The 18,537-nt window shown below is 35.0% G+C and carries 24 protein-coding genes; 10 read left to right on the forward strand and 14 right to left on the reverse strand.

Going from position 1 to position 18,537, the window contains the following annotated elements; translation table 11 throughout:
• Positions 1-49 precede the first annotated feature (49 nt).
• From LB449_RS03500 to msrB (LB449_RS03525), 6 genes are all read right to left on the reverse strand, one after another.
• Positions 50-796, reverse strand: coding sequence for a M15 family metallopeptidase (locus LB449_RS03500; protein WP_224453674.1), 747 nt, complete (start codon positions 794-796; stop codon positions 50-52).
• Position 797: 1 nt separating this feature from the next.
• Positions 798-1,241: a GNAT family N-acetyltransferase gene (locus LB449_RS03505; protein WP_224453675.1), complete on the reverse strand. Its 444-nt coding sequence runs from the start codon at positions 1,239-1,241 to the stop codon at positions 798-800.
• A 2-nt stretch (positions 1,242-1,243) separates the two neighbouring features.
• Positions 1,244-1,792 carry a ClpP family protease gene (locus LB449_RS03510; protein WP_224453676.1) on the reverse strand — a complete coding sequence of 183 codons (549 nt, stop codon included), beginning with the start codon at positions 1,790-1,792 and terminating at the stop codon, positions 1,244-1,246.
• Positions 1,793-1,932: 140 nt separating this feature from the next.
• A complete protein-coding gene (locus LB449_RS03515; RefSeq protein ID WP_224453678.1) occupies positions 1,933-2,463 on the reverse strand; it encodes a hypothetical protein in 531 nt (176 codons plus the stop codon).
• Between the two features lie 5 nt (positions 2,464-2,468).
• On the reverse strand, positions 2,469-2,858 hold the full coding sequence (msrB, locus tag LB449_RS03520) for a peptide-methionine (R)-S-oxide reductase MsrB (protein ID WP_224453679.1): 390 nt from the start codon (positions 2,856-2,858) through the stop codon (positions 2,469-2,471).
• Positions 2,859-2,863: 5 nt separating this feature from the next.
• Positions 2,864-3,349, reverse strand: a complete 486-nt coding sequence (gene msrB / locus LB449_RS03525; RefSeq protein ID WP_224453680.1) for a peptide-methionine (R)-S-oxide reductase MsrB — start codon at positions 3,347-3,349, stop codon at positions 2,864-2,866.
• Positions 3,350-3,464: 115 nt separating this feature from the next.
• Here msrB (LB449_RS03525) and LB449_RS03530 point away from each other — a divergent pair, with 115 nt between their 5' ends.
• From LB449_RS03530 to LB449_RS03545, 4 genes are read left to right on the forward strand one after another with little or no spacing between them, the layout of a single operon-like run.
• Positions 3,465-4,286, forward strand: coding sequence for a M48 family metallopeptidase (locus tag LB449_RS03530; RefSeq protein WP_224453681.1), 822 nt, complete (start codon positions 3,465-3,467; stop codon positions 4,284-4,286).
• Between the two features lie 6 nt (positions 4,287-4,292).
• The gene (locus LB449_RS03535; protein WP_224453683.1) at positions 4,293-5,624 is read left to right on the forward strand and encodes an MFS transporter; all 1,332 of its coding nucleotides are present in this window, start codon (positions 4,293-4,295) and stop codon (positions 5,622-5,624) included.
• A 2-nt stretch (positions 5,625-5,626) separates the two neighbouring features.
• Positions 5,627-6,556, forward strand: coding sequence for a phosphatase domain-containing protein (locus tag LB449_RS03540; protein ID WP_224453684.1), 930 nt, complete (start codon positions 5,627-5,629; stop codon positions 6,554-6,556).
• A gap of 2 nt (positions 6,557-6,558) precedes the next feature.
• Positions 6,559-7,428 carry a diacylglycerol/lipid kinase family protein gene (locus LB449_RS03545; RefSeq protein ID WP_224453685.1) on the forward strand — a complete coding sequence of 290 codons (870 nt, stop codon included), beginning with the start codon at positions 6,559-6,561 and terminating at the stop codon, positions 7,426-7,428.
• A 51-nt stretch (positions 7,429-7,479) separates the two neighbouring features.
• Here the strand turns inward: LB449_RS03545 and LB449_RS03550 are convergent, their stop codons facing one another.
• The 4 genes from LB449_RS03550 to LB449_RS03565 form a co-directional block, all read right to left on the reverse strand.
• Positions 7,480-9,804 (reverse strand): M1 family metallopeptidase, encoded by a 2,325-nt coding sequence (locus LB449_RS03550; protein ID WP_224453686.1) that lies wholly within the window; start codon positions 9,802-9,804, stop codon positions 7,480-7,482.
• Between the two features lie 24 nt (positions 9,805-9,828).
• Positions 9,829-10,329, reverse strand: coding sequence for a DUF6702 family protein (locus LB449_RS03555; RefSeq protein WP_224453687.1), 501 nt, complete (start codon positions 10,327-10,329; stop codon positions 9,829-9,831).
• Positions 10,326-11,006 (reverse strand): hypothetical protein, encoded by a 681-nt coding sequence (locus tag LB449_RS03560; protein ID WP_224453688.1) that lies wholly within the window; start codon positions 11,004-11,006, stop codon positions 10,326-10,328. Before LB449_RS03560 ends, LB449_RS03555 begins: the two co-directional genes overlap by 4 nt.
• Positions 11,007-11,070: 64 nt before the next feature.
• Positions 11,071-11,850 (reverse strand): hypothetical protein, encoded by a 780-nt coding sequence (locus LB449_RS03565; protein WP_224453689.1) that lies wholly within the window; start codon positions 11,848-11,850, stop codon positions 11,071-11,073.
• A gap of 103 nt (positions 11,851-11,953) precedes the next feature.
• Here LB449_RS03565 and pepE point away from each other — a divergent pair, with 103 nt between their 5' ends.
• The 4 genes from pepE to LB449_RS03585 all read left to right on the forward strand — a co-directional run bounded on the left by pepE (position 11,954) and on the right by LB449_RS03585 (position 14,520).
• Positions 11,954-12,652: a dipeptidase PepE gene (gene pepE, locus LB449_RS03570; RefSeq protein WP_224453691.1), complete on the forward strand. Its 699-nt coding sequence runs from the start codon at positions 11,954-11,956 to the stop codon at positions 12,650-12,652.
• Positions 12,653-12,656: 4 nt separating this feature from the next.
• On the forward strand, positions 12,657-13,571 hold the full coding sequence (locus tag LB449_RS03575) for a glutaminase (protein WP_224453692.1): 915 nt from the start codon (positions 12,657-12,659) through the stop codon (positions 13,569-13,571).
• Positions 13,572-13,636: 65 nt separating this feature from the next.
• A complete protein-coding gene (locus LB449_RS03580; RefSeq protein ID WP_224453693.1) occupies positions 13,637-13,939 on the forward strand; it encodes a Sec-independent protein translocase subunit TatA/TatB in 303 nt (100 codons plus the stop codon).
• Positions 13,939-14,520 carry a phosphatase PAP2 family protein gene (locus LB449_RS03585; protein ID WP_224453695.1) on the forward strand — a complete coding sequence of 194 codons (582 nt, stop codon included), beginning with the start codon at positions 13,939-13,941 and terminating at the stop codon, positions 14,518-14,520. The genes LB449_RS03580 and LB449_RS03585 overlap by 1 nt, the downstream gene beginning before the upstream one ends.
• On the opposite strand, the gene LB449_RS03590 is transcribed toward LB449_RS03585, so the two are convergent.
• The 3 genes from LB449_RS03590 to ribD are packed head-to-tail and all read right to left on the reverse strand — an operon-like array spanning position 14,488 to position 17,004.
• Complete coding sequence (locus LB449_RS03590) at positions 14,488-15,363, reverse strand: EamA family transporter (protein WP_224453696.1); 876 nt, start codon at positions 15,361-15,363, stop codon at positions 14,488-14,490. The two genes, LB449_RS03585 and LB449_RS03590, sit on opposite strands and share 33 nt — an antisense overlap.
• Positions 15,360-15,968 carry an HAD family hydrolase gene (locus LB449_RS03595; RefSeq protein WP_224453698.1) on the reverse strand — a complete coding sequence of 203 codons (609 nt, stop codon included), beginning with the start codon at positions 15,966-15,968 and terminating at the stop codon, positions 15,360-15,362. The genes LB449_RS03590 and LB449_RS03595 overlap by 4 nt, the downstream gene beginning before the upstream one ends.
• Positions 15,961-17,004, reverse strand: coding sequence for a bifunctional diaminohydroxyphosphoribosylaminopyrimidine deaminase/5-amino-6-(5-phosphoribosylamino)uracil reductase RibD (gene ribD / locus LB449_RS03600; RefSeq protein WP_224453699.1), 1,044 nt, complete (start codon positions 17,002-17,004; stop codon positions 15,961-15,963). The genes LB449_RS03595 and ribD overlap by 8 nt, the downstream gene beginning before the upstream one ends.
• Before the next feature lie 221 nt (positions 17,005-17,225).
• Here ribD and LB449_RS03605 point away from each other — a divergent pair, with 221 nt between their 5' ends.
• Both LB449_RS03605 and LB449_RS03610 read left to right on the forward strand, forming a co-directional pair.
• Positions 17,226-17,711 carry a GNAT family N-acetyltransferase gene (locus tag LB449_RS03605; RefSeq protein ID WP_224453700.1) on the forward strand — a complete coding sequence of 162 codons (486 nt, stop codon included), beginning with the start codon at positions 17,226-17,228 and terminating at the stop codon, positions 17,709-17,711.
• A gap of 8 nt (positions 17,712-17,719) precedes the next feature.
• Positions 17,720-18,088 carry a methylglyoxal synthase gene (locus LB449_RS03610; protein WP_224453701.1) on the forward strand — a complete coding sequence of 123 codons (369 nt, stop codon included), beginning with the start codon at positions 17,720-17,722 and terminating at the stop codon, positions 18,086-18,088.
• On the opposite strand, the gene LB449_RS03615 is transcribed toward LB449_RS03610, so the two are convergent.
• Positions 18,085-18,525: an acyl-CoA thioesterase gene (locus LB449_RS03615; RefSeq protein ID WP_224453702.1), complete on the reverse strand. Its 441-nt coding sequence runs from the start codon at positions 18,523-18,525 to the stop codon at positions 18,085-18,087. The two genes, LB449_RS03610 and LB449_RS03615, sit on opposite strands and share 4 nt — an antisense overlap.
• Between the last annotated feature and the right edge of the window lie 12 nt (positions 18,526-18,537).

Consider the following 18,537-nt stretch of genomic DNA (forward strand, 5'->3'; position numbering starts at 1 on the left):
AAGTAATTTTACGCTAAAATAAGAATTATTGATTGATACGATGAAGTGTTTAAGAAGGCATTAAACTGGGATTGATTCCAGCTCCGTAATTATTGAAGTAGGTGTCCATGAATTTCTTTGTCATTTCTGACTTCCCATCAAACTCTAAATTATCCCAAGCTCTTTTATAATTTTCTCGAAGTTGAAATTTTAGAAAGGATCTCGACTTTGGAGCGAACGAGTAATGCCAAGGTTCGTAATTAAACCCAGACCGATTTTTATTTTGAGTATAAACCAGTTCAAATCCAAATTTATTTGCATGGTCTTCCATCCAAGATCTCATTTTCGAAAATGGAGCATATCCATGATAATTTTGCTCAAGAAGCAAATCTCCATCAGGTAAATTTACAGAGCCATCAATCAAATCCACATCTGTTCCCCAGTGGTGTCTGGATGTTCCCGGAATAGAGGAGTAGGTGATTATTTGTGAAATAGCCTTAGTTGAATTATTAGTTTTGATGAGTTGGTTAAATTTTCGCTCCCATATCGCTTTTTGATGCTTGAAGCTTCTGTATCCAGATGCAATTTTTAAATCAATCCCATCTTCTAAAGCTTTAGATTTCATTTTAAGAAAAGCCTCATAAGTGTCTTCTTCTAGTAAAATAGTGTCAGATTTCAAGTGAGATTGACTTATGCCTAAAAGATTTTCGGTTTTGATATTTTCTAATTCAAGTAAACCAACCAGTTTTGAATTCAAGGAGAAATGAGTTCCGACAGCAACTAAGACTGATGATTTGATAAATTTTTTTCGATTCATCTTAGATTAGTTTCTTAAACATAAGATAATGAGGTCCAACATCCGGAATTTCAAATTGGTTTGAAATGACCTCAAAATTTATTTTTTTGTAAAATCCTACTGCAATTTCTCTCGCATTACACCAAACAACCTCTGTGTTCATTTTTTGTAATTCCTTTACAGAATACAAAATCAATTTTTTTCCAATATTCATTCCTTGGTGTTCAGGATGTACAGCCATACCTCTGAGTTGGTATTGTGATGAATCTGGCAACCTCTCTGTTTTGGCAAGAAATAAACTAAGCACTCCGATGCATTTAGAATCAAGAAAAGCACCAATATGTTTGGTGCTTTCTAGTTCATCACCCTGCATGTCGCAAGAACTTTTTGGTTTTCCTTGTCTTAAAACAAGATGTCTTAAATCCTTGGTTTCAGCGGAAGAAATATATTTAAAATCAATAGACACGTTTAAGATAAAATACCGTCTACTATACCGTAATCTAGAGATTCTTGAGCATTCATCCAGTAATCACGCTTAAAGTCTTTCATGACTTTTTCAAAATCCTGCCCGCAATTGTCAGCTAATATTTGAGCACTCAACTCCTTAATTTTTAAAATTTCCTGAGCCTGAATTTCAATATTAGAAGCCTGACCTTGAGCACCGCCCATAGGTTGATGAATCATGATTTTAGCATGGGGTTGGATAAATCGCTTTCCTTTCTCCCCGGCAGACATCAATATGGAACCCATTGAAGCAGCCAAACCACTACATATAGTTGATACTGGGCTTTTCAAGGATCTCATGGTATCATAAATAGCAAAACCATCGGTTACATAACCTCCAGGACTATTGATGTAGAATTGAATTTCATCTTCACTTTCCATATCTAGATACATTAGCCTGTCTATGATATGTTTTGCACTTTTCCCATCAACTTGACCATTTAAAAAAATTTTTCTTTGCTCTAAAAACTTTTTATCTATAAGATCTTGAACTTTTCCTGCTTTATCGCTCATATTATTTTTTTTGAAATGTAAAATTAAAATTATATTCTGAAGACTTCCTATAATTTAAAGACTATTAACTTTAGCCAAGAGTTTAATCAAAAAGAAAAAGACCTTATGTTAAGGCCTTCTTTTAAGTTATCAAATGTTTATTATTGAACTTTTAGCACTTTAGCATCTGGCATAGCTTGCATAACTGATTCGTAACTATTTAAGTCTTCATTGCTTTCTGCAAAATCGGCTGGAATAATTGCAATTCTAAAAACCTGATTTGTAAGAAAGTCATTGGATACTGCGTTGAGATCAATATTTCCATCTAGAAAAATATTGACATCGAAAAACGTGTGATTGTAGTTATATACCAATTGATTTCCATCATTGAAGAAAAAACTATTAGGCAGAGGCGTCCATACATCTACGGGTCCTGAAGGATCATTAATAGTATCTTCCAACAGATAAACTTTTACTATATCACTTTCGAAAACTTCAACCTCATTAGGAGGAAATTCAAAAATAAAAGAGTAGTCATCTTGTGCTAAAAAGTCAATCTCAATTTCAAATATGGTACCAATGATAGCATCTCCTGGTTCGCCATCTAAACCTTGTGGTCCTTGTGGTCCGCGATCACCTTCGCAACTTAAAACAACAAAAATAATGGCGAGTAATAAACTTAATTTTTTCATGATTTTTAGTTTTCAAAATTAATACTCAAGGAGTTGACGCAGTAGCGCTTCCCTGTTTCTGTTGGACCATCATCAAAAATGTGGCCAATGTGACCTCCACAGTTGGAACAGAGTATTTCAATACGCGTCATACCAAAGGTTGTGTCTTTTTTATACTCTATAGCACCTTCTACAGAGCTGTCGAAACTTGGCCATCCACAATTGCTTTCAAATTTGGACTCACTGTCAAATAATAATTCTCCACAACCATTGCAATGGTATTTCCCATCTTCGAAGTGCGCGTTGTACTTCCCAGAATGAGGAGGCTCTGTTCCTTTTTCTCTCAAGACATGATACTCTTTTTCAGAAAGTTTTTCTTTCCAGTCTTGATCTGTTATTTTGTTTTTATCAGTCATAAATATTATGATTTTTCTTTTGGTATAAATTCTAAGGCCGCTCCATTAATACAGTGTCTTTTCCCTGTAGTTTCTTTCGGCCCATCATCAAATATATGCCCTAGATGACCCCCGCAATCACCGCAAAGCAATTCTGAACGTTGATAACCCAGTTTTCTGTCAGAACTGAAAGCTAAACTATTTTCCACGGCTCTATCGAAGCTAGGCCAACCTGTACCGCTGTCAAACTTGTGTTCGGTTTCATAAAGTTCATTACCGCATGCAGCACAAACAAAAACGCCAGGTTGTTTAATATCATTTAGTGGACTAGAGAAGGGTCTTTCGGTTTCAGCTTTTCTTAAAATTCTGAATTCCTGATTCGTAAGCTCGGCTTTCCATTTGCTTTCTGTTTTTTGAATTTTATACTCTTCAGCGTTTTCTTTATCTTGTTGGGCTTCGGATTTACAAGAGATGAATACAAGAGCAAGGATTAAAATTGATATCTTTTTCATTTTGAATTTTTTAAAAGTTAAAGTTAATAAAGTATGACTATACAATTGTCACAAATCAATCACATCTAAAATCAAATGTTCTATTTTATGTTTAGTTTTGGTAAAAATTTATATTATGGCTAAGCTCAAATTTTATACCAGTTTTCTAATTTTATTCATCATTGTTGTTGGTTGTGGACAAAACCCTTTCACGGGGAAAAGTACTTTAGCATTGGTTCCAAATTCTCAAATACTTCCGATGTCTTTTCAGCAATATAATCAAGTCCTTGAAGAGAGTAAAGTTATTAAAGAAGGTGAAGAAGCTCAAATGATACAAAGAGTTGGACTTAAAATAGCCAATGCTTCTGAACGTTGGTTAATGGAGAATGGTTATCCCAATTATACTGATGATTACAAATGGGAATTCAACCTTATAGATGATGAGCAGGTAAATGCGTGGGCGATGCCTGGGGGCAAAATTGCTTTCTACACTGGAATTCTTCCTATTGCCAAAACCGAAGCCGGTGTTGCTGCTATAATGGGTCATGAGGTAGCTCATGCCCTTGCTAACCATGGCCAGCAGCGTATGAGTGCAGCACAATTACAACAGGCAGCTGGCGCAGTGGGAATGATGGCTGTCGGGGATGACCAACAAAGTCAGCAAATTTTTGCAACGGCCTACGGCATAGGGTCTCAAGTTGGTGTTATGTTACCTTTTAGTAGAAAACACGAAACTGAAGCAGATAAAATTGGTATCAATTTGATGGCCATTGCGGGTTATAATCCAGATGAAGCAGCAGAACTTTGGAAACGCATGAAAGAGAATTCTGGAGGTGGCGGACCACCCCAGTTTCTAAGTACGCATCCAGCTAATGATGAGCGAATTAAAAACTTGCAAAATTGGTCGAGTGATGCTAAAAAAGAAGCTGCAAAATATGGTGTGACTTCTTTTCAATAATAAGTTTTGAAGTTTATTTCACTTCCCAAAGGACATAAAAAACTCATCCATGCGTGGGCTTTCTACGATTGGGCAAACTCCGTCTATCCTTTAGTCATTAGTTCAGCCATATTTCCAATTTATTATGGAGCCCTAACTCTCATCAAAAATGACCAAGGTATTGTTATAGACGATACTGTATGGTTTCTAGGTTTTGGTTTTAATAATGATGCGCTGATAAGTTATGTTACAGGCTTAGCTTTTATAGTTATTTCTATCATGAGTCCTTTACTTGGAGGTATGGCAGATTACATGGGTAATAAAAAGAATTTTATGAAATTCTTCAATTATCTAGGAGCCTCAGCGTGCATTGGCTTATTTTGGTTTGATCTTAATCACTTATTGTTTGGCTTAGTTTGCTACTTTTTTGGGTTGATAGGATTTTGGGGAAGTATTGTCTTCTACAATTCTTATTTACCAGATATAGCCTATAGAAATCAGCAGGATAAAGCTTCAGCAAAAGGGTTCTCTTTGGGGTATATAGGAAGTGTCATTCTACTTATACTTTGTCTTGTTCTAATAATGTTTCATAAGTTTTTTGGATTTGAAAGTGAAGCTTTACCGACTAGAATTTCTTTTATACTTACAGGTATTTGGTGGATAGCATTTAGCCAATACACTTATGCTTATTTACCAAAAGGGAATCGAAAAGGAAATGCTAGAACTAAAGATTTACTTTTCAATGGGTTTAGAGAACTTAAGAAAACTTACAAAAAAATTAAGTCATCCTATGGGTTTGAACCTTACTTAAGAGCATTTTTTGTTTATAGTATGGCAGTACAAACTATCATGCTGATTGCCACCTATTTTGGTGTTGGCGAAATTCAATGGGCCGAAGGAGAATCAACCAACGGACTTATTATAAGTATTCTTTTAATTCAACTCGTTGCTATTGCTGGGGCGAATGCTGCATCAAAGCTTGCTGAACACTATGGTAACATCAATATTTTGATTATAATTAACATCATATGGATTGGTATCTGTGTCTATGCCTTCTTTATTACACAGCCTATTCAATTTTACATCACGGCTTTTTTTGTGGGTTTGGTTATGGGAGCTATTCAGTCCTTGTCGAGGTCAACTTATTCCAAATATATCCCTGAAGATGAAAAAGACACAGCTTCCTTTTTTAGCTTTTATGAAGTCACCGAAAAAATTGGGATCGTTATAGGAATGTTCATGTATGGTTTCATAGCTCAAGTTACAGGCAGTATCAGAAATGCTATTTTGTTTCTCATCATTTTTTTTGCAGGTGGTATTTTCTTACTTTTTAGGTTGAAATTCAAAACTAAAAACTAGGTATGGCTTTTCTTTGGCACTTTACAGCAGTGGAATTAAAAAACACTGTTTTAGTTACCGGTACAGTTCTGAGAAATCAAACTTCTATTGATAAATCTCCCCGGTCCATATTTATTAATGCCTGGAATGTTCTTAGTTCTTATCGAAAAAAAACTTACAAAGGAAAATCTATTCGAATTGAAACGCATGCCCAAACATTTACTGTTGAAACCAATAAAAGAGGGTATTTCTTCAAAATTCTACCAATTGATAAATTGGAGGACTTTAAGGTATTTGACGAAAAACACAATCATTTAAGCATTGAACAGATACATCCCTATTATTTTAAAAACTTACCGGCTCCTGTAGAAGTGATTTCAGATATCGATGATACGGTCATTCATTCGCACACGGCTTCAGCATTAAAAAGAATATCCACCATCTTATTCAAAAGACCAAAGCGAAGGAATAAAGTATTATTCAGCAATGTTTTACTCGATTTTTTTGATGAAAATCAATTCAGAATAGCTTATTTGTCTAAAAGCGAAAGTAATTTGTTTGGTTTAATAACTGCGATATTTAGATTTAATGAAATTCCTTCAGGACCTCTTTTCTTAACGGCTTATTTAAAGTTTAAGTCTTTATTCAAACCGAAAAAGGGAAAGCATAAAGTTGATTTCCTGCATCATCTTATCTCAAATTTACCAGATAAAAAGTTTATTCTAATTGGTGATGATACACAGAAAGATATGGATATTTATGCTGAAATTGTGAACGATTACAAGTCGCAGATTGTAAAGGTTTTTATTCGACAGACCAGATTTTCAATTGATCAAATTCAAAAAGAAAAGTGGAATACTCTTCAAGCAACTGGGGTTGCCTGTACTTATTTTCAAGATGATGATGATGTAGAAGTGGAGATAGAAAACATCACAGCCCTATTAAATTTATAAGGATGGAAATTCTTTTAGTTATTAATCCTATATCCGGGAACAAAAATAAAGATGGTTTCACAGATTCTGCGAAACTCATTCTCAATAAATCTGGCTTGGATTATCATATTTTTAAAACTACAGGAAAAAACGATTGCAAGCAACTAGAGGGACTAATTGCCTCTAAGTCGCCTAAAAAAGTAATTATCGCAGGGGGTGACGGAACATTAAATATGTTTCTAAAGCCTTTGATGGAAAATAAAATTAAGGTGGGTTTTATTCCTATGGGTTCTGCTAATGGCATGGCTGAAGAACTTAATCTTGTCGATTATCCAAAAACGCTATTGCAAAAGTTTTTGGATTCTGATGACTTCAAAAAATTGGATCTACTCCAGGTGAATGGCTCTCATTTACTTCTTCATCTTGGCGATCTTGGAGCCAATGCCAATCTTGTGGCCAATTATGAAAAAGATGGAGGCAGAGGAATGTTTACTTACGCCAAACACTTCTGGTCTGAGTTTAAAAACCCTAAAAGTTTTGAGTTTGAAATTGTAACAGATCTGATGGAATATGAAAGAAAAGGGGTGATGCTAGCCCTCTGCAATGGCAGAAAGTACGGAACAGGAATTCCTCTTAACACCATTGGTAAAATTGATGATGGCTTTTTCGAACTAGTTATAGTCAAAGCCATGGATTTCTCTGATCTTATAAAAGCTACTTTATCAAAATTTGACGAAGATTATCAAACCGAGAATCTAGAAACCATCCAGGCAAAATCTGCTACAATAAGGTTGAAAGAATCAAAATTACTTCAAATAGATGGAGAGGTTATAGGTGAGTTTAAAGAGTTGCATATTAAATTGATTCCAAAAGCTCTACATTTCATTAAATAAAAAATGCCAGCTTTTAGCTGGCATTTTTAATATCAAAAATATTAAAAGTGTTTACTTCCCTTCCTTAAAGGCATCAAATTCACTTGGTTTATTTTCTCTTGGCCAGACGTTGTTTGAGGTATCAACATCCGCAGTTTCCTGTTTAGGGTCAACGACCATTTTAACGATTTCCTTTTCAGAAAATATTGCCTTTTTCACTTCTGAATCATTTTTTCTCCAAACTTGGACAGGATACTCAATTAATTCTGACGTGTCGTCAGCATAGTGAAATTCAATAATTATCGGCATTACCAAACCACCTGGTTTATTGAAAGTGATTTCATAAATATGCTTAGGATGTTTCATCTCATCTATTTCTTGCTGAGTGAAATTATCCATCAAATATTCTCTAAGTTTTGGAGCATTCTCTAATGGATCACCTTCTTTCATAGATGCTTCGAAGCTTTCACTATCTGCTGTCAATAAATATACTGCATCTTTTGTACGAGGATCATTTGCAGGATCATCAATACCATATCTTGCTAATAAAGCTTTGCCTTCAACAGTTGGATTACTAGTTATGAAATAATTCTTCACATCCTCAATGCCTATATCTACATAGTCTGTGGTGTAAAACCAGCCTCTCCAGTACCAGTCCAGATCTACAGCGGAAGCATCTTCCATTGTTCTGAAGAAATCTTCTGGAGTAGGGTGCTTGAACATCCATCTTTGAGCAAACTTTTTGAAAGAATAATCGAATAACTCTTCACCCATCACTGTTTCTCTTAAAATATTTAAAGCTGTTGCTGGTTTTCCGTACGCATTGTTACCTAGTTGATAAACTTGTTCAGGATTAGTCATGATAGGAGAAATAATGTCTTGATTTCCTTTCATATAGTTTACAATTTTTGAAGGCTCTCCACGTCTTGAAGGGTATTTTTCATAAACCTCATTGTTTCCTTGTAATATCTCTGGATATTTTTCTGCAAACTCTTGCTCAGATAAATACTGCATAAACGTATTAAGACCTTCGTCCATCCATCCCCACTGTCTTTCATCACTATTGACAATCATTGGAAAGAAATTATGTCCAATTTCGTGAATAATTACACTCATCATACCAAATTTAACGCGGTCTGAAATGAATCCATTTTCGTCCGGTCTTCCGTAATTCCAGCAAATCATAGGATATTCCATTCCCTGACTTTTAGCATGAACTGATATTGCCTTATGGTAAGGATATTCAAAAGTAAAGCTACTATAAGTCTCTAAAGTACTAGCAACAGCTTTTGTCGACCAGTCTTCCCAAAGTGGATTTCCCTCTTTAGGATATAGCGATACTGCCATCACATCTTTGTCTCCGACTTTTACAGCCATCATGTCCCAGATAAACTTTCTTGAAGTCGCAAATCCAAAATCTCTGACCATATTAGCTTTGAACTCCCAAGTTTTGGTTTTGGTAGCATTCATTCTTTCGTTTGCAATAGCTTCCTCTTCAGTAACTATAACAACAGGTTCATCGTAAGAAGTTTTCGCTTTCTCAAAACGATCTAGCATAACTTTACTAAATACTTGGTCTCTATTTTGCAATTTACCCGTAGCATCAAGGATATGGTCTTCAGGAACTGTGATTTTTACATCATAATTTCCGAAAGGTAAAGCGAACTCTCCACTTCCCCAGAATTGATAATTTTGCCATCCTTCCTTATCATTATAAACAGCCATTCTTGGAAAAAACTGTGCAATGACATATGCTCTGTTGTCATCTCCTTCAAAGTATTCATAACCAGAACGACCTCCATTGATGGTATGGTTGTTAATTAAATAATCCCATTCAATTGAGAAGTCAAAAGATTCACCAGGCATAAGAGGTTCCGCTAAATCCACTCTCATCATTGAATAATTGATAGTGTATGGAAGAACCTCACCGTTTCTGTGAACCTTTTTTATGTTGAATCCTCCATCAAAATCTGCCTTCATATGAGAATTCACAAAATTACCAGCTGGAGTAACCGGAGCAAATTCACTGCTGTTTCTCTCTTTAGCAGGACTATCTTTTGCTCTTATATTTTGATCTAGCATCACCCATAAGTATTCTAAAGCGTCAGGTGAATTGTTGGTGTAAGTAATGGTTTCTTCACCGTAAAGTCTTGTATTTTCATCATCCAGAGTAATGTCCATCTCATAATCAGCTGTATTCTGATAATATTGATGACCGGGGGCTCCAGAAGCAGTTCGATACACGTTTGGTGTAGCAAATTCGTCGTAGAGTTGCCTAAATTTATTCTGGTTGGTATGACCTTCCTGCTTTTCTTCTGCTTGTTCTTCTTGAGCATATCCAGATATGGAGAGCACAAAAACAGAGAGTAAAAGGCTTGTGTACTTGATTAAATTCATAAGCTGTGGGTATTATAATTTAGATTAATTGTGTAAAATGGTTTTTTTTGAAATATCCTTTTCAAGAATAAAGCTTTTTTTAAAATTATCTGATTTAAAGTGGATCATGTTTTTTTGCTCCTGAAATAAATCTGTCAAAATTGAATTTTCTATGGTCAAGGCTTCAAAATCTTCAAGATTTTTTACTTCTAAGAACAAATATACCATATCATCCTCATATTTTCTTCCTACGTATTCAAAAGACAGAACTTCCAATTTAGTTTCTAAAATGAATTTATCTCGAATATATTTTTCAATGTAAAAATCTATCTCTTCGACTTCAAGAGTTGGAATAAGTTTAAATTCCTTATCATATCTCTTGTTGATCACATTTTCAAAATCGTCTGTAAATACTCTGGAAATGATCTGGAGGCTTTTCTCCTTTTTAACATAAGTGATATCGGTAACACTAAGATAAAATTCGTGATCTGTCTGGGTTGCTGGAGTTAATGTTAACCATACCAGTAAAATTCCGAAAAACTTCATTTTGTAATTTCTTTTAATTTTAGATACGCAATAGATTTTAATTTCAATTCATCGATTAAAGCTAAAGGATCATTCTTTTCTAGTGTAGTCATAGTTTGCTCATCTTCTGCGCAAAAATAAGCGAAATCATCAACATATATCCTCGGGATATTTAAGTCTTTAGTAATAAAGTCTGCAGAGACATTTCGCAACACTCTGTTTTTATTGGATTGAATAATTGCATTTGCTTTTCTTTTCCGTAACATTTTGGCTTCACCTGTAATTGCATAAATAAGCGGAGTGAGCATTCCTGTGCTAGCAGAATAAATCTCCCTATCTATTTTTTCTAATTGCCTTGGAACACCAAACCCAAACTGACGCTGGTCTACAAAATTTACTTTTACCTGATCTATGTCGCTACTTAAATCCCCAGAGAGTTGATATTGATTGATAGTAACTTCAGGGAGTTCATTAATTTCGAGTTCTAAAAATATAGAGGTTTTAGCTTTTAAATTGCGTCCCTCAACCCTTAAAGTGTAGGTTTTGTGCTGTAACGAGGTGAATAAAATAGAATCTCCGATATTAGCCCTTATTTTATACTTACCCTCCTGATTCGATATACTCCCGATTTCTTGGTTAATGTTTATAATATTTACTTGGTAAGTTTCTACCGAATCTGCGAAAATTTGGCCCTCCATGTAGGTATTCTGCGCGAAGAAAATATAAGGAAAAAGGACTAATAGATACAGGAAAGTCTTCAAATTAATCTTCGGCTTTAAACTCTTTAGATTTTTCTATCAAAAATGAAATCAGATCCAATTCATTGCCTTTATCCAGCATTTGCTTTGTCAATCCATGATCTTCTACAAAGAATATGAATTGATTGATATTTTCTTTTTTAATATCAAGCTGCTCTTTAAAAAATGAATCCTTATATATTTTTCTCACCATTACATCCACATCTCTTGGAAGTTTATGTTCTTCTACAATTTCTTTCGAGGATAAAATTTCTCTAAAAATATTGGCAATATTCAATCCATTCTTGATAAAACGTTGTTCTGTAGTGTAGTTTTCTGTAATGGTTTGTGATCTTACATAAGGTTGCACACCTTCATATTCGTTCAATACTTTTTCTGATTCTGGAGCCAGATAAAATTCTGTTTTCACTTTTTTAGCATCCACTTCGATGTTTCCTTCAAGATCGTAAGGTCTTACGATAACTTCATCCAAAGTGTTGATTTGATCATTAATTCTAATGGTCATTTTTTTCCTCTTGATGATGTTTTCATCAATAATTACTATAAAATTTTGATATTGAATGGCTTCAAATCTTAATCTATCTCCTTCTCTTACTGAAATCCCAAATTGACCGTATTCATTTGTTACGGTTCCTTCTTTGGAATTTTGATTAATGATTTCTATTTGAGAAATCTCACCATCTAGAGGGACTATAACTTCACCAGCAATGTAAACCCTATTATCTATTTGTGCAGTTATATTTTGAATCAAAAACAGGATAATAATAGTAGAGATAAGTCTCATATGTTATTTTTTGTACAATCTACTTAAAAATTCAGATATGTCATTCTAGTTTTGCTGATAAATTTATGTTAAGTCAAGTCGTTTCAACTAAAGTCATCATCTAATGCAAGTCATCATTGCCAGTACATCAACAGTTTATGGAAGTTCATATTTAGAGTATCTTTTACCCGAACTCAAAACACATTTTAATAATACCGATGAGGTAGTGTTTATTCCTTTTGCTAGACCTGGAGGTATCACTCATGATGAATATACCGCTAAAGCTTCAGATGGTTTAAAATCCTGCGTAAATAAAGTCACCGGTTTGCATGAGTTTGAAGACATGAAAAAAGCAATCTCTAATGCGAAAGCTATTTTTGTTGGAGGCGGGAACACTTTTTTATTGGTAAAACAACTTCATGAACTTGATTTAATGAAGACTCTAAAGCTGAGTATTCAAAGCGGCACAAAATATCTGGGAACAAGTGCTGGGAGCAATATTTGCGGACTAACAATGCAAACGACCAATGATATGCCTATTGTATATCCTCCATCTTTTGAAACTTTAGGACTACTCAATTTCAATATTAATCCTCACTACCAGGATCCTTATTCTTCATCAACACACAAAGGTGAAACCCGAGAAACCAGAATAAAAGAATTTCAAACTTTAAATTCTAGAACCGTGGTAGGTCTTAGAGAAGGGAGTTGGATTAAAATTAATAATTCTGAAATTACTCTTGAAGGAGAACTTCCCGCTGTTATATTTGAATCTGGAAAACTGGCTTATGAAGTGAATCCTAAAAGCCACCTTAAATTTTAAAAAAATGGATTATCAAGCAATCTTAAATATCCTTCAGAAGGAATTTACGCCCAAAGAAGGAATGGGAAAAGTAGCTAGTTATATTCCAGAACTATCTAAAGTAGATCCTCTTAAATTTGGAATTTACCTTTTTTGCCAAGATGGATCTTCATTTGAATTTGGTGATAGCCAAGAAAAATTTTCAATTCAGAGTATTTCCAAAGTTTTCACGCTTACCATAGCTAAGGAGATGTTGGGTAAAGATTTATGGGAAAGAGTAGACGTTGAGCCCTCTGGCACAGCTTTCAACTCCCTCACAGAGCTGGAGAGAGAGAACGGTATTCCGCGTAATCCTTTTATAAATGCAGGCTCTATTGTTGTGGCAGACGCATTGCTTAGTGTGTTGGAAAATCCTAAAGAAGACCTTTTGATGTTTGTGCGTAAACTCTGCGGTGACAATGACATACATTACGATAAGGCTGTAGCCAAAAGCGAAAAAAAACATGGTTATCGCAACAAAGCTTTGGTCAATTACATGAAATCTCTGGGTAATATTTCCAACGATACCGAAAAAATTCTTGATTTCTATTTTTACCAATGTTCAATTGCCATGACTTGCGAGCAATTATCCAAAGCCTTTATGTTGTTTGCAAATGAGGGTAAGCACTTTCAAACACAAGAAAAAGTAATCGATAGACAAAGTGTAAAACGTATCAATTCTATCATGCAGACTTGTGGATTTTACGATGAGGCAGGGGAGTTCAGTTACAGAGTCGGACTGCCCGGAAAGAGTGGAGTAGGCGGGGGAATTGTAGCGGTGCATCCAGAGCAATATTCTGTAGCCGTCTGGAGTCCAATGCTCAATCAAAAAGGAAATTCAGCATTGGGAATGAAAGTTTTAGAAGAATTAACCACACTCACAGGCTTGTCTATTTTTTAAAAATCTTATCTAAGTTTTAAAATTTAATATTTCGCTGTTCAGAAACAGTCCAGTATATTTGTAGCATGATAAATTTACCTCTTTTTATTAGTGGTTCAGAAATAGCTTTTATTTTATTCATCTTGATAATGGTTTTCGGGGCTGACAAAATTCCTGAAATAGCTAGGTTTTTCGGGAAAACAATGAAGTCGTTCCGACATGCCACAGATGAAATTAAAACTGAAATCACTAAGCAGAAAAAAGATCATAATTTGGATTTCGACATCAAAAAAGAAGTTGAAGATCAAACAAAAACTCTCGAATCTAAAACTTCAAAGCTAAAAGATGAAGTTGAAGATGCTATTGGCCCTATCAAAAGAAGGTTTTAATGGAATTAAATCCAACCCGATGGGATTGGGAATTAATGGTTTTTTTGAATAATTCCAGTCCAGATGCTCTAAACGTATTCTGGAGTTTTGTAACCTACACAGAAAATTGGATTCCCTTTTACTTATTATTACTTGCCCTGTTTTTTTATAAATCAGAACTCAAGAAAAGTTTTGTTAGAATCTTGCTCCTAGTGTTAAGCGTTGGGATAACTCATTTGATTACAGAATTGGTTAAAAACTTGGTAGAAAGACCCCGACCAAATGTTACTGAGGAGATAATGAATTCGATCAAAATTCTCTACGAACCCTCCAATTATAGTTTCTTTTCAGGCCATGCCTCTACATCGTTTGCAGCTACCGTATTTATTTTTTTACTTTTAAAGTCAAAATTTAAATATCTCGGATCGATATTTATTTGGCCTGTCTTGTTTTCTTTAAGCAGAATATTTGTTGGAGTTCACTTCCCGAGTGATATAATAGTTGGCGGATGTGTAGGAACTCTAATTGCAATTTTGTTTTTTAAATTTTATTCCAATTCAGAAAGTAAATTACTGAGTGTAAGTAATCAAAACAATACTTAGAATAGCAACTGCAATTCCAACCCAATTTTTTCGAATCATCCTTTCCTTGAAAAATAAAATTCCCAGGATTGTCGATAATAAAACAATACTCACATTATTGATTATAAAAATACTAGAGCTATCAAGTCCTTCTATTCTTAGGGCTAGTATAAAAAAGTAAATTGAAAAGTAATTGGGAATCCCGAGTAAAAATCCCCCAAGTAAATCTTTTCTTTTAAAGTTCGCCTTGTGTTTAAATTTTCTTATTCCGAACACTATAAGACCGGTGACGCAAGCAAAGAAAAAAGTGCTGGCTGAAAACAAGGAAATTTCATTATTTGGAACATAAGTATTTTCTAAAAATTTGATACTGCTTTCAATAATTCCACTTCCAATAAAAACTAATAGTGGAAATATAAAATATTTCATATCAATGCTTAAGCCTTTCTTTTTTCTCACTGATACCAAGTAGACCGAAATTAGCGCAGTTATGATACCTATGATTTTTAACAAGCCTAAAGATTCATTGTAATAAACAATCACAAAGATCACAGGTATGGCGACACTCATTTTACTAGAGACAGAAACCACAGACATTCCGCCTTTCTGAGTCGTAATAACCATGAGCGTAAATACCAAAATAAACATTGCACCTAAAGCCATAGAGCCATAAAACCAGTCTTTGGAGGTCGCCACCCAAATACCCTCCAAAGAAACATCCCCTTGGATAATGATTCCCAATACAAATGCAGTAAAATAATTGACGATAAGTGCGTTAAGAGTGGTCACTTTATATTTTCCAAAAAGCTTAAAGGCAATGTAAATTGCACTCGAGGACAAAACACTCAAAATCAGCGCTATCAAAATAAATCACTTTTTTTAGAAAATAATTCAATAACTTCTTCTTGTCCAGCCTGTAAGTGCCAGGTATGAATACCCAATTTTTTAGCTGTAAGGGTATGTTCCAAAGTATCGTCTACAAAAAGTGTTTCCTTTGGGTTCAAATCATTCTCATTCAAGACAAACTCAAAAATAGAAGCATCAGGCTTTCTGTAATGAATTTCATGTGACAAATAAAATTCATCAAAGCATAAACGGAATTCTTCATAAACTGGAATATTTTCTTTTACCCAATCGATATGAAGTTCGTTTGTATTACTAAGTAAAATTAGTTTGAAATTCTTGGCAGCTTTTAGTTTTTTCAAAAACTCTAGCCTATGCTTAGGGAATTCAATTAATATGGAGTTCCATGCTGTCTTAAATGTTTCAGTAGTAAACCCTTCGAATCTGTTGGTGTAGTGTCGACTAAACTCATCTGTAGAGATCAAACCTTTCTCGTAGGCTTTATTGATGTTGACAAGTTCAGCGTCTAATTCAGAAATACCGTTTTCCTTCAAGTGTTTTCCTGTAGCAGACTTGTCTAGCGTGAGAAATACATCCCCAAAATCAAATAGGATAGTTTTAATCATTGTAATAGTAATTGAGTTCATCACCTTCCATGTCGAAAGTTTCAGAAATTGGTTTTTTTAAAACAGGACCCTTCACTCCAGTTTCAATAGTATTTTGCCCAGTAAACACCCGAGCTTCGTCCCATAAACCTGTATCTATAAAACTTTGCAGCGTTTTGCTCCCTCCTTCAATAATAACGGATTGTAGCTCAAGATCATAAAGTTTTTTCAAAAGCTGAGGCAAAATATCTTCGCTAAAATCTAATTGCTCAAACCTAAGATGCTTACTGTGTTCTGGATTTAATCCGTTCTGATGAAACACAATAGTAGGTTGTGGTGAATCTATAACAACAAGATCCTCTTTTAGTTTAAGTGATTTGTCAATCACCAAGCGAACAGGATTCTTTCCACCCCAATGTCTTACATTCAGTCTTGGGTTATCTACAAGAGCCGTTTGTGTTCCCACCAAAATACTTTGTTCTTCGCTTCTCCACTTGTGCACAAGTTGTTGAGAATAACTGTTAGTAATCCAGAAGATTTCATTTTTCTGCTGATCGACAGGAGCAATAAAGCCAAGTTTGGTCTTTGCCCATTTCAAAATAATATAAGGTCTTTTTTTTCTGTGGAACGTAAAAAAGCGTTTGTTCAGCTTTTCACACTCGTCCTCACAGACGCCAACATTTACTGTTCTTCCGGCCGCTAAGAGCTTTTTTACTCCCATTCCAGCGACTTTCGCAAAAGGATCTATCGTGCCTATGACGATGTTTGGGATCTTTTTATCAATAATAAGGTCGCTGCAAGGAGGTGTTTTTCCAAAGTGACTGCAAGGCTCCAGAGTGACGTAAAGTGTAGATTTCTTGAGTAAAGACGGATCTTTCACGGCATTGATTGCACGTACCTCAGCATGAGCATCTCCGGCCTTGATATGCCAGCCTTCGCCTATTATTTTGTCCTCGTGAACAATAACACAACCCACCAATGGATTGGGGTAGGTTGTTCCCAGCCCGTTTCTGGCCAACTCTAAACACCTTTTTATGTAGAATTCTTTTGTATTCACGGCGTAAAAATAGAAAAAGACTGAAGTTTACCACTTATAATCAAATGGATTTTAAGGTTTTTATTGTCCCCTATTTTTTCTGAATTTGATATCAACAAGATTTTAAAATTTTGCGACAGATACACCTATAATTTTTTAATTCATTTAATTTTGCGTGTGGTATTTAGTTCAGCTAAAACCAGCAAATTCAAATTAAAACAAACTCTTCAACTGAAGCCAGCATGACTGAAATTAAAATACGTCCAATACAAAGAGAAGACAATTCAAAAGTCGCCGAAATGATTCGCTATGTATTAGTTGAACAAGGAGCACCAAAAGTTGGAACCGCTTATGAAGACAAAGCTTTGGATCAACTTTTTGAAACTTTTCAAAAAGAAAGAGCAGAGTATTTTGTGTTATTGGTAGGGGATACTATTTTAGGAAGCGCCGGCATTGCTCCTCTAGAAAATGGAGATCCGGAAATTTGTGAATTGCAGAAAATGTATTTTGATCCAGAGGCCAGAGGCCGAGGTTTGGGGAGTCAAATGATGCAAAAATGCTTGGACTTTGCTAAATCACAGGCTTATAGCGAATGCTATATTGAGACCTTACCAAACATGAAAGCTGCTCAGAAGCTTTATCTAAAGTCCGGTTTCGAACACATTCCAGAAAGATTAGGAGACACTGGCCATTACTCATGTACAGTATTTATGAAGAAAAAAATATAATTTAATAGATGAAGAAAATAGCAATTATTGCTCACGATGGGAAAAAGCCAGAGATGGTAAATTTCATTAATAGAAACTTAGAAATGCTTAAAAAAGCAGAACTTGTTGCGACAGGAACTACGGGTAAGCATGTTGAAAACACTGGGCTGAAAACAGAAAAAAAACTTTCAGGACCCATTGGTGGCGATGCTCAAATAGCAGCTTTGGCAGCTGAGAAAAAATTATCGATGATACTATTCTTTAGAGATCCGCTCGGTAAGCATCCGCATGAACCAGACGTTCAGATGTTGATGAGGATTTGCGATGTGCATAACATTCCAATTGCGACAAACCCTGCAACAGCCCAACTACTTCTGGACGCTTTTTTCAAAGATTAATTTTTTGGAACGGCATTTTCAATTAAGGCCATAATATGTTCCGGACACCGCATTGGTCTTTTTGTGATCATGTTGACAAAAACCAAAGTGGTTTGACCCAAAGTGAGAAGTTCGTCATTTTGATTTTTAATTATATAATCAAAAATAATAGTCGCGCCAGGTAATTTATTGAGGCTGACTTCTACATTTAAAATGTCGCCAAATTTTGCTGGTTTCTTGTAATCTATTGTTAATCTACTTAAAGGTAACATTACGCCACTATCTTCCATTTTTTGATAATGCATGCCCATTAATCTTAACCAATCTACCCTGGCTTGTTCAAAATAAATCGGGTAAACCGAATGATGAACGACGCCCATTTGGTCTGTTTCCGCATACCTTACTTCTATTGAGGAAGAGGTGGAAATAGGTCTTGTATCTTTACTATTTTTGCTCAAAATTTATCATTT

The organism is Psychroflexus lacisalsi (genome assembly GCF_020164495.1).
GTDB lineage: Bacteria > Bacteroidota > Bacteroidia > Flavobacteriales > Flavobacteriaceae > Psychroflexus > Psychroflexus lacisalsi.

Coding starts and splice junctions, on each gene's coding strand:
- msrB (WP_224453679.1), bottom strand. CDS start 2,858: ATGACTGATAAAAACAAAATAACAGATCAAGACTGGAAAGAAAAACTT.
- LB449_RS03510 (WP_224453676.1), bottom strand. CDS start 1,792: ATGAGCGATAAAGCAGGAAAAGTTCAAGATCTTATAGATAAAAAGTTT.
- LB449_RS03550 (WP_224453686.1), bottom strand. CDS start 9,804: ATGAATTTAATCAAGTACACAAGCCTTTTACTCTCTGTTTTTGTGCTC.
- LB449_RS03540 (WP_224453684.1), top strand. CDS start 5,627: ATGGCTTTTCTTTGGCACTTTACAGCAGTGGAATTAAAAAACACTGTT.
- LB449_RS03580 (WP_224453693.1), top strand. CDS start 13,637: ATGATAAATTTACCTCTTTTTATTAGTGGTTCAGAAATAGCTTTTATT.
- LB449_RS03605 (WP_224453700.1), top strand. CDS start 17,226: ATGACTGAAATTAAAATACGTCCAATACAAAGAGAAGACAATTCAAAA.
- LB449_RS03555 (WP_224453687.1), bottom strand. CDS start 10,329: ATGAAGTTTTTCGGAATTTTACTGGTATGGTTAACATTAACTCCAGCA.
- LB449_RS03500 (WP_224453674.1), bottom strand. CDS start 796: ATGAATCGAAAAAAATTTATCAAATCATCAGTCTTAGTTGCTGTCGGA.
- LB449_RS03610 (WP_224453701.1), top strand. CDS start 17,720: ATGAAGAAAATAGCAATTATTGCTCACGATGGGAAAAAGCCAGAGATG.
- LB449_RS03595 (WP_224453698.1), bottom strand. CDS start 15,968: ATGATTAAAACTATCCTATTTGATTTTGGGGATGTATTTCTCACGCTA.
- LB449_RS03530 (WP_224453681.1), top strand. CDS start 3,465: ATGGCTAAGCTCAAATTTTATACCAGTTTTCTAATTTTATTCATCATT.
- pepE (WP_224453691.1), top strand. CDS start 11,954: ATGCAAGTCATCATTGCCAGTACATCAACAGTTTATGGAAGTTCATAT.
- LB449_RS03560 (WP_224453688.1), bottom strand. CDS start 11,006: ATGGAGGGCCAAATTTTCGCAGATTCGGTAGAAACTTACCAAGTAAAT.
- LB449_RS03575 (WP_224453692.1), top strand. CDS start 12,657: ATGGATTATCAAGCAATCTTAAATATCCTTCAGAAGGAATTTACGCCC.
- LB449_RS03545 (WP_224453685.1), top strand. CDS start 6,559: ATGGAAATTCTTTTAGTTATTAATCCTATATCCGGGAACAAAAATAAA.
- LB449_RS03565 (WP_224453689.1), bottom strand. CDS start 11,850: ATGAGACTTATCTCTACTATTATTATCCTGTTTTTGATTCAAAATATA.
- LB449_RS03515 (WP_224453678.1), bottom strand. CDS start 2,463: ATGAAAAAATTAAGTTTATTACTCGCCATTATTTTTGTTGTTTTAAGT.
- LB449_RS03585 (WP_224453695.1), top strand. CDS start 13,939: ATGGAATTAAATCCAACCCGATGGGATTGGGAATTAATGGTTTTTTTG.
- msrB (WP_224453680.1), bottom strand. CDS start 3,349: ATGAAAAAGATATCAATTTTAATCCTTGCTCTTGTATTCATCTCTTGT.